Raw genomic sequence first — 9,348 nt, forward strand, 5'->3', positions numbered from 1 at the left:
TATAGGGGACCGTCGGGTCAGTGACTTTAATCCGGTAATTATGGTGTCCGGTTTTCGCCTGATCGTCTGAATCATCGGTACTGTCGGTAGTGTCAGTGACAGTAAACTTTTGAGAGGAAGTGACATCCACCGGCTTCAGCTTCAATTTCTGGTTATCGGTTGTGGAGGCATGGCTTTGTGCCAGCAGGATTAATTCGGAAAAACAGCCCTGTATATTGCGCATGTCTGACAACGAAATCAGGTTATTGCCCTGACCATCACGACGCAGGATGAGATCCGCCACGGGGGGACTGCTGTAGTCCGGGCCACCAATGACCAGTGTCCCGTCGGGATCTAACCACGGCCAGACGCCGCGCGCGGCGGCGGCTCTTGCCAGGGCATCCCACGCCCGTTCGCCGGGTTCGATATGTATCCGGTCATTCCGTGTCATGTCACTCGCCTGAATACGGATGCGGGTGATGCCCAGCGGGCGGACGATGCTGGCAATCACTTCATCCAGATTTAACTGGCGGGCACTAAAGACAGGGGCAGCACAATCCACCAGAATGGCGGCGTCATCGCGGCCACTCAAGCTCAGGGTGACGCCCCGGCGGTAAACGTCCCGCGTCACGCTGTCCACCCGGCCGGACAAAATCACCGTGTCCCGGATTTTCACTTTGACCGGCGCACCGCGTACCGCATCCACCGGGAATACCCCATCAGGCAGGCCGAGCGATAATTGCCAGGCATCGGTGGCCTTCAGAAAATCGCTGTCGATACGGTAGTGCTGCCAGTCACTGTGGGCCTGGCCGTTCAATAACAGCACAGGTTTATCCTCGAATGGTACGGCTTTCTTATCGGGTATAGGCATTGAGGATATCTCCGGTTTTAATCGCGTTCGGGTCACGTAAGCGACAAAATATAATCAGCTTCACTCTCGCGTAATTGCTGAGCAATCGTGCGTTGGCAGCCCATCGCATCCATCGTCACGAGATGTCCTTTCAATGAAAGCATCGATAATAATGCCGGGATGGCCTTAATTTCGTTTGATTTTCCGTCTACTGCACACTGACATAAGCTGAGTCCTTTCTCAACCGAGAATGCACTCACCACATGTAGTGGGCTTTGTTCAATTTTCTTATCAAACGAATGGCGTAAACTTTTACCATCAATCGCAATGATCCCCCGCTTTTCTGAAGAGATGTCACGAGAAACCCACTGATAAAAATGACGTTCAAAGAGAGCGGGATTTAATAAACTGAAACAGCGCCGGAAAGTATCATGTGAAGGAATACCGCCTTTGAGCGGAAGAAATGAACCCAGCTAATCCTTTTTTAGCTGGCCGTACTGTTCAATATCGGTCCAGGCATTAGCCCCGGCAATGACAGCGCATACGGCGATCACTAAGATATCAATAAAACGGTGTTTAACCTTTCCCTGACAACGTGGATCTGGAAAATCAGAAAAGACCGCCACTAATTCTTTCATCTGCACCCCTCTCAAAATGAAGGAATTATCCACTCAATATTTTCATGCATAACCCCTGTTACTAAGACCAACCTGTTCTGTACTTGTTGCCAGTATCTATTAAAAACCAATCCTGCACATATTTACTTTGTAATATCTTGTGTTTTCTACTTAGAATTCAATAAAAACAGAGATAAAAGCAACGAATATACTCGATAATCTTCAAGTTGCAATCCGCAAGACGACGCGAGGCCTTATATTTTCCCGCTGCACGGGGAAATATAACACGCATCTTGAAGTTGGATTGGTATATAAAATAAGTTGAGTTTTTCCTAGATAAATAAAAAACAATAAAGATGTTAAAATCAATAAAAATTCAAATTATTAGATATTTTTTAAGCAAAAAACAGCAAAAAAAGCCATTTTGACGAAAAACAAATCAACTGGTTTTATTTTTAATTTTTTTACTTTACAACATTAAACCATTCACTGTATTATCCGCTCCGTTCTCAGGAACAACTCAATTCCTCCATAGTTCAGTCGGTAGAACGGCGGACTGTTAATCCGTATGTCGCTGGTTCGAGTCCAGCTGGAGGAGCCAAATTTCTGGAAATCCCGATTAGCTTTGCTGGTCGGGATTTTTACTTTTGAGCACAAACGGTTACACCTTCCCTTTTATCTCCATCTCTTTATTTCCCGTTTCTTCTCTATTTCAAATAGCCTTGCCGACGTGATTACCTATGCTAAAAACACAAAAAGATCAAAAACAGCCCGACAAGCGCATATTACGAGCAATCAAACACTTATTGTTATTTTCTACTTTGACAACCGTGAAAAATGCCGTTATTATTCGAGCCACTTAAACGGAGTTCCTCCATAGTTCAGTCGGTAGAACGGCGGACTGTTAATCCGTATGTCACTGGTTCGAGTCCAGTTGGAGGAGCCAAATATTTTGAAGAACCTGATTAGATTAACTAATCAGGTTTTTTGCTTTCTGGTCTCCAGTTTTTTGTCCTACTTCTTTTTAGGATCTCCATTTTTCAGGGATCTTCCTTCTTGCTTTCCTCTTCGATTACTTACTCCTATGCCCCATTTCTGCTCCCCGATTTACTATTACCCGTCAGTTTTAGTCAAAAAACACACATAACGCACGGATTCTCAGCAATCAAACGGTTATTACTATTTTCTGCTTTGACAAACGCAAAAAATGCCGTTAATATTCGCCCCGTCTTGAAGGAGTTCCTCCATAGTTCAGTCGGTAGAACGGCGGACTGTTAATCCGTATGTCGCTGGTTCGAGTCCAGCTGGAGGAGCCAAATTCAATTCACCCTCGTGTTGTTACTTCTATTTTTTCCTTTTTTGATAAGATAATTTCCTCTACGTACCCTCATCCCGGATAAACTTAAAATTATAATTTTTCAAAATTTAGAGAGTATTATCATTCAATAATAGCTATTTAGCTATTTTCACTTTATCATTCTCCTCCGGCTTAAGGATTGCTGAATCAGCATCCATCATTTTTCACTTACATTCTGGAGCCGGTTCCATGACCACTGAATCATATACAATTAAAATCCGCCGCCCTGACGACTGGCATGTTCATTTTCGTGATGGCGGTATGCTAAAAACCATTGTACCCCATACCAGCCGTTTTTTTGGCCGAGCTATCGTCATGCCCAACCTCGTCCCTCCAGTGACGGATGTTGCCAGCGCCAAAGCCTATCAAGAGAGGATAATTGCAACTACACCGTCAGATCATCATTTCCAACCTCTTATGACTTGTTATCTGACAGATTCAACAGCCAGCAATCAAATTGAGATTGGCCATAAAGAAGGCATCTTTACCGCCTGCAAACTTTACCCCGCCAACGCAACAACAAATTCTAGCCACGGTGTTTCCGATATCAGAAAGATCTACCCATTATTGGAAACCATGGAAAAAATAGGGATGCCATTGCTGATCCACGGGGAAGTTACCGCTTCTCATATTGATATTTTTGATCGTGAAGCGCGCTTTATCGAACAGGTAATGGAACCATTACGTCAGCAATTTCCTGAATTAAAAATTGTTTTCGAGCATATTACCACCAAAGAAGCCGCAGAATATGTTCTAGAAGGCAACGATAAATTAGGCGCGACATTGACACCACAGCACTTAATGTTCAATCGCAACCATATGCTGGTTGGTGGTATTCGTCCTCACCTTTACTGCTTACCTGTACTAAAACGCAACATTCATCAAGAAGCCCTCCGAGCAGCAGTTACCAGTGGTTGTAACCGCTTTTTCTTAGGCACGGATTCCGCTCCTCATGTACTGCACCGCAAAGAATCTTCTTGTGGCTGTGCGGGCGTTTTCAATGCTCCAACCGCCCTGGCTGCTTATGCTACTGTTTTTGAAGAAATGGGTGCAATGGAATATTTCGAGTCCTTCTGCTCCCTGAATGGCCCTGCATTTTACGGTTTGCCAGTTAATGATGGTTTTATCGAACTCACCCGTAAACCAACCCCTGTTGTTGAATACATCGCGTGTGGTGACGAAAAGTTAATTCCATTTCTTGCAGGGGAAGATGCAAGATGGGATGTAAGGGAATGTAAGTAACTTTAGCACGCTCTTTCGTGCGGAAATTGTTTTTTATTTCCGCACACTACTTCTGCGCACTTCTGGTCTGATAAAAAGCAGAAATAACCCATCATGGTTCTTCTCGGTTCTGATGCAAAAAATCCTGCTTTTTTCACTTCTTATACCAATCCAATTTAAGATGCGTGTTATATTTCCCCGTGCAGCGGGGAAATATAAGGCCTCGCGTCGTCTTGCGGATTGCAACTTGAAGTTTATCGAGTATAGATTGCCAAAAAGGTTTATACTGCTTAAGGCTTGTCTTAGACGAGGCCTTACTGCTCTTAGTCAATTATATCAATATGATTCTGTAGTCTGATTAGGAGGTTTTATGGGAAAAGAAAATGAAATAATTCAAACACATCCTGTTGTAGGCTGGGATATCAGCACTGTCGATGCCTATGACGCTATGATGATACGCCTTCATTACTCATCCACCCAAGATCAAACAACAGAAAGTGTCAGTGTTGACAAAACGTTGTGGTTAACAACAGGCGTTGCCAAACAGCTTATCCTCATTTTACAAGCCGGGATTGAAAAAATAGAATCCTCAGAATACAGCCAACTTGATCATATTAAACATTAACAATAACTAAATTTAGCCTCCAACACATTGGGACACTCAATATATTGAGTGTCCCAAATGAACAACTGAACACATCTCAACAAATAAAATTATCCATATGGTTTATTATTCTTCAAATATTGTCTTATACGTTCGTGTTCACTCGCCTAATGTTTAGCTATTAAACTGATATTTAAATATAATTACAGTAGAACAAGGATGTTCAAGTAATGAAACCATTAGTCATTAATGAATGCTATTATTCACGCTTTGGAATTATTGAACCCCTAAAAGAAAATACAGATATCCTCTCTTTAGAAGCAGTATCAATGCGTGATACCATAAATAGCTCACCACCTCATATGTAATTGAAAAATAATAATTTTATACAAGAAAGATCTAACGATATTACTTGAACACCTAAAAGAAATGGTATTATATAATGTTCAATGTTGTTTCTCTCATTTCAGTACTCATGGTTCTATTTTTAGTCACCAGAAAGATCGTATCATCTATTATTGGATGTCAGAAATGGATACTCATGAAATTGCCAAAACATTAAAAATCAGCAATAGTACAGTTTATCCCCATCAGAGGATATTATAGAAAAAATAGGTGTATCCAACAAAATAGAGTTACTTTTTATTTACAATATCTTCAAGTGTTTTGTTAGATTTTTGAATAACCTATTCTAGTATAAAATTCCCATTCACATAATAAATTATGTGAATGGGATAAGTAAGCACAGAGAATAAAGCTGCAATTTGAAAGATGGGAACGGCGACGACTTAAAGCACGACTATTTAATAGATTGCAGGGATGTAATATTCAAACCTTCATTTAATCGATAGCGGGACTTATTAAAAATCTTAGCCCCATTCTCTCTTCCTGCACGACGGATACGCTGTTCTTCTTCTGGCAGTTTCATCTCTTCACGGCAAGCATCGCTGCAACAGCCTTCGAAATGTGCTGCACAGGATGGGCACTGGATAAATAACAAATGGCAACCATCGTTCTTACAGTTGGTATGGCTATCACACGTCACTCCGCATTGGTGACAGTGAGCAATAACATCTTCAGTAATGCGCTCACCCATACGCTCATCAAAGACAAAGTTCTTACCAACAAAACGCACTGGCAATTCTTGTTCTTTCGCTTTGCGGGCATACTCAATAATGCCACCCTCTACGTGGTAAACTTTGCTAAACCCGCTATGCAACATATAAGCACTTGCTTTTTCGCAACGAATTCCGCCAGTACAGTACATGACAATATTTTTATCTTTATTATCCTTCAGCATTTCTACAGCCATTGGCAGCTGTTCACGAAACGTATCTGATGGAACTTCAATCGCGTTTTCGAAATGCCCAACTTCATATTCGTAATGGTTACGCATATCGACAAAGACGGTATCAGGATCATCCAGCATTTGGTTAACCTGCTCCGCCTTCAGATATTCGCCTGTTTTAGATGAATCAAAAGTTTCATCTTCAATACCATCTGCAACAATGCGCTCACGCACTTTCATGCGCAGGACCCAGAATGATTTACCATCATCTTCTAAGGCAATGTTAAGACGCAGATTATATAATGCCGGATCAGTTTCATCCAATAATGCCTTCAACGCATCGACATTTTTGGAAGGCACACTAATTTGTGCATTGATACCTTCTTTGGCGATATAAACCCGCCCAAAGACAGATAACTCGGTAAATTTTTGATACAGGCTATCGCGAAAAGTCTGTGGTGCGGAAATGGTGAAATATTTATAAAAAGAGATAGTAGTGCGAGGCTCAATTTCAGCCAACATGCGCTCTTTCAACTCTTTATTAGAAATACGGTTATGCAACACTGGCATGGTGTTCTTTCCTGAATTTCGATTAAAAAATGAAAACTTCAATGGTCGTTCCATTGATGGCGGGATATCATAACGAAAATGGCCGTTAGCGGATAGTGATTTATGCTTTTCCATCACGCCGATACAGTGGCAGGGTGACTACGATGGTCAGAGGCAGCAAAACCTTGCCAGCCAGTAAATCTTGCAAACAAATTATTACCAGATTCAATATTTAGTGCCGCAAAATTTCGATATTCCACTAAAAAGTGTCACAATACACCAATATGATTTTTAGAGCCTATCTTAGGCATCTCTAATTCAGACAGATTGAAACCGACTCAAAATAACAAATAACATACAGAAAACACATGATACAAGCACCTCCTTTTTGTCGTTCGCTTTTACATCCCCGCTACTGGCTGACCTGGCTAGGTATTGGCATACTTTATTTACTGGTTTTGCTACCTTATCCAGCGATTTATTGGATGGGAACCCGGCTTGGACGACTTTCACTACGTTTCTTAAAAAAACGGGCCAACGTTGCAGAGCGCAATCTGGCACTCTGTTTCCCTGATATGCCAGCAGAGAAACGACAGGAATATCTAGTCAGAAATTTCGAATCTGTTGGCATGGGCCTGTTTGAGACAGGAATGGCCTGGTTTTGGCCTGACTGGCGCATCAATCGTTGGTTCAAGGTCACCGGAAGGGAGCATATTCAACAAGTGCAATCCACAGGACAGGGGGTTATTGTCATTGGTATCCATTTTTTAACACTGGAATTAGGAGCACGTATTTTTGGTATGCTGAACCCAGGTATTGGTGTTTATCGTCCAAATGACAATCTTGTTATGGATTGGCTACAAACTTGGGGGCGTCTCCGTTCCAATAAATACATGCTGGACAGAAAAGATGTTAAGGGCATGATCCGATGCCTAAAAAATGGTGAGATTGTTTGGTACGCCCCTGATCACGATTATGGCCCACGTAACAGTGTATTTGCCCCATTATTCGCTGTTGAACACGCTGCAACTACGACCGGAACCTCCATTCTCGTCCGTTTGGCCAAACCTGCACTCATCCCTTTTACTCCGCGAAGGTTACTCAATGGAAAGGGTTATGAGTTAATTATTCAGCCCGCGATAGAAAAATTTCCTCTGCAAGACGAAACAGAAGCCGCAACCTTCATGAATAAAGTGATCGAAAAGGAAATTATGCAGGCACCCGATCAATATATGTGGTTGCATCGCCGTTTCAAAACTCGCCCTAAAGGTATGCCATCTTTATATGGTGACAACGATAATATTCACTGATAAACATCATCTGGCTGTTATTTTCTAAGTAACAGCCAATATCTTCCCCGTGTCTGAGTCAGGAATATTTAGTGGTATTTTGTCCAGGATTCATATTAGTGACATAAAATTATTATACATCATTAGATGTTTCATTCCATGGAAAACACATCTTGAATAATTACAAGTTATTACCAGCTTTAATATCAATATTGCAAACTCTTAACCTAACTGAGTCTTCAAAGCAATTAGGTGTTACACAATCGGCAATGAGCAAAATATTACATCAGCTGCGTGAAGATTTTCATGATAAAATTATTGTAAGAGAAACAAATCAATTTATTCTCAGGGCAAGAGCGTGAATATTCTCTTCTTGCCCAACGCCTTAAACCCTGCAACTAATACCTTATCCAAATAGTTAATATCCATGCTCACAAGCCGTTGTTTTAGCCGAATACTGGTTTTTTTGGTTGTCTCTGCCCGCAACATATTGACACTGATGTGACGCATACATCCCAATATTTCAGCCGATTCTTCCCGGTGGATAAGGCAAGCATCTTCTCCCATCGTGACATCAAGAACCCAATGTAAGCGGGTTTCGATCCCCCAGTGTCCCCTGACAGCGGCGGCAAATTTGTCGGTGCTCAGTTCCGCTGAACTGATGTAATAACGATAATCAAGCGATTCTTTTCCTTTATTATCAATTCGATATCCAATTGCCACGCCCACAGTTTTTAAGTTTTTCCATTCTGGAAATTGTTGAGACAGCGCTTGGGCGGGTAACACATGATATTCACGGGCTTCTATACGACCATGTCCTTGTTCTATCGTGATATGTTCGACATGACTCACGGCAGAAACTTGGGCTGACAACGCCTTCTTAACCGCGCGCTACAACGTCTCCTGATCCCCTTTCACCGCCAGAAGATTGTCACCTTCCTGCTGCACAATTTGTTCCGCAATCTTCGTTTGGCATCCCATCGCATCAATTGTTATCAGGCAATCTGTGATATCCAGCAAGCGGAGTAATTTTGGGATCGCAGTGATTTCATTGGACTTTTTGTCTGTCTTCAGTTGTCCCATCACTACGCCGTTCTGGGTGGCAAACGCACTCACCATGTGGAGCATCGACTGCCGATTCTTGCCATCATAAGTTCCCCGCAACGTTTTTCCGTCAATGGCGATAATTTTCCCTTCTGAGCGTTCGTTAACCCATTGAACCCAATGAATAAAACAGTGCTGAAACTCAACGGGATTGAGCCGAGAAATCAGGCGAGCGATAGCATCATGTCCCGGTATTCCATTAGGAAAAAGGGGTTTTTCTTGATACCAGTTCAGGTACGTTTCGCCGAAATCTTCAATATCTTCCCATCCTTCTGCACCGGCGATGATGGCTGTAATCGACAGAAAAAGGACATCAAACAAAGGATAACTGATCTTAGACGACTGGCGGGGGTCTGTTAATGTACTGAAATACCGAGAAAAAGCATCGATACTCATAAGAATACTTCCCGAAAAAAGAAGTATGAAATTATATTTTTTCTTATTCGTCAAACCTGAAATTTTTTAACAAAAAGTTCACGCTCTCGCCCTG

Annotated in this window: 7 protein-coding genes, 3 tRNA genes and 2 pseudogenes; 8 read left to right on the forward strand and 4 right to left on the reverse strand. The window is 42.1% G+C overall.

What is annotated here, in order from left to right; translation table 11 throughout:
• Together AAY47_RS16220 and AAY47_RS21385 are read right to left on the reverse strand one after the other, a co-directional pair.
• A partial coding sequence (locus AAY47_RS16220) for a phage baseplate assembly protein (protein ID WP_047771172.1) occupies positions 1-850 on the reverse strand: 850 nt, incomplete at its 3' end.
• A gap of 32 nt (positions 851-882) precedes the next feature.
• A pseudogene (locus AAY47_RS21385) lies at positions 883-1,467 on the reverse strand (ISAs1 family transposase).
• Positions 1,468-1,971: 504 nt separating this feature from the next.
• On the opposite strand from AAY47_RS21385, the gene AAY47_RS16230 reads away from it, so the two are divergent.
• The 6 genes from AAY47_RS16230 (at position 1,972) to AAY47_RS22070 (ending at position 4,996) form a co-directional block, all read left to right on the forward strand.
• Positions 1,972-2,047 (forward strand) — tRNA-Asn (locus tag AAY47_RS16230).
• Between the two features lie 269 nt (positions 2,048-2,316).
• A tRNA-Asn gene (locus AAY47_RS16235) sits at positions 2,317-2,392 on the forward strand.
• A 294-nt stretch (positions 2,393-2,686) separates the two neighbouring features.
• A tRNA-Asn gene (locus tag AAY47_RS16240) sits at positions 2,687-2,762 on the forward strand.
• Positions 2,763-2,992: 230 nt separating this feature from the next.
• Positions 2,993-4,045: a dihydroorotase gene (pyrC, locus tag AAY47_RS16245; RefSeq protein ID WP_047771174.1), complete on the forward strand. Its 1,053-nt coding sequence runs from the start codon at positions 2,993-2,995 to the stop codon at positions 4,043-4,045.
• A gap of 349 nt (positions 4,046-4,394) precedes the next feature.
• A complete protein-coding gene (gene bssS, locus AAY47_RS16250; protein ID WP_047771175.1) occupies positions 4,395-4,649 on the forward strand; it encodes a biofilm formation regulator BssS in 255 nt (84 codons plus the stop codon).
• Positions 4,650-4,858: 209 nt separating this feature from the next.
• Positions 4,859-4,996, forward strand: coding sequence for a hypothetical protein (locus AAY47_RS22070; protein WP_160300210.1), 138 nt, complete (start codon positions 4,859-4,861; stop codon positions 4,994-4,996).
• Between the two features lie 431 nt (positions 4,997-5,427).
• Here AAY47_RS22070 and AAY47_RS16255 read toward each other — a convergent pair whose 3' ends face one another.
• Positions 5,428-6,486, reverse strand: coding sequence for a rhodanese-related sulfurtransferase (locus tag AAY47_RS16255; protein ID WP_047771176.1), 1,059 nt, complete (start codon positions 6,484-6,486; stop codon positions 5,428-5,430).
• 347 nt (positions 6,487-6,833) lie between these two features.
• Here AAY47_RS16255 and AAY47_RS16260 point away from each other — a divergent pair, with 347 nt between their 5' ends.
• Together AAY47_RS16260 and AAY47_RS20915 are read left to right on the forward strand one after the other, a co-directional pair.
• Positions 6,834-7,775 (forward strand): Kdo(2)-lipid IV(A) acyltransferase, encoded by a 942-nt coding sequence (locus AAY47_RS16260; protein ID WP_047771177.1) that lies wholly within the window; start codon positions 6,834-6,836, stop codon positions 7,773-7,775.
• Between the two features lie 152 nt (positions 7,776-7,927).
• On the forward strand, positions 7,928-8,116 hold the full coding sequence (locus AAY47_RS20915) for a helix-turn-helix domain-containing protein (RefSeq protein WP_083446751.1): 189 nt from the start codon (positions 7,928-7,930) through the stop codon (positions 8,114-8,116).
• On the opposite strand, the pseudogene AAY47_RS16265 reads toward AAY47_RS20915, so the two are convergent.
• Positions 8,100-9,254 (reverse strand): annotated as a pseudogene (locus AAY47_RS16265) (ISAs1 family transposase). The gene AAY47_RS20915 and the pseudogene AAY47_RS16265 overlap by 17 nt on opposite strands.
• Between the last annotated feature and the right edge of the window lie 94 nt (positions 9,255-9,348).

The sequence above is a fragment of the Xenorhabdus griffiniae genome, from assembly GCF_001028135.1.
Taxonomy (GTDB): domain Bacteria; phylum Pseudomonadota; class Gammaproteobacteria; order Enterobacterales; family Enterobacteriaceae; genus Xenorhabdus; species Xenorhabdus bakwenae.

Coding starts and splice junctions, on each gene's coding strand:
- AAY47_RS22070 (WP_160300210.1), top strand. CDS start 4,859: ATGAAACCATTAGTCATTAATGAATGCTATTATTCACGCTTTGGAATT.
- pyrC (WP_047771174.1), top strand. CDS start 2,993: ATGACCACTGAATCATATACAATTAAAATCCGCCGCCCTGACGACTGG.
- bssS (WP_047771175.1), top strand. CDS start 4,395: ATGGGAAAAGAAAATGAAATAATTCAAACACATCCTGTTGTAGGCTGG.
- AAY47_RS16255 (WP_047771176.1), bottom strand. CDS start 6,486: ATGCCAGTGTTGCATAACCGTATTTCTAATAAAGAGTTGAAAGAGCGC.
- AAY47_RS16260 (WP_047771177.1), top strand. CDS start 6,834: ATGATACAAGCACCTCCTTTTTGTCGTTCGCTTTTACATCCCCGCTAC.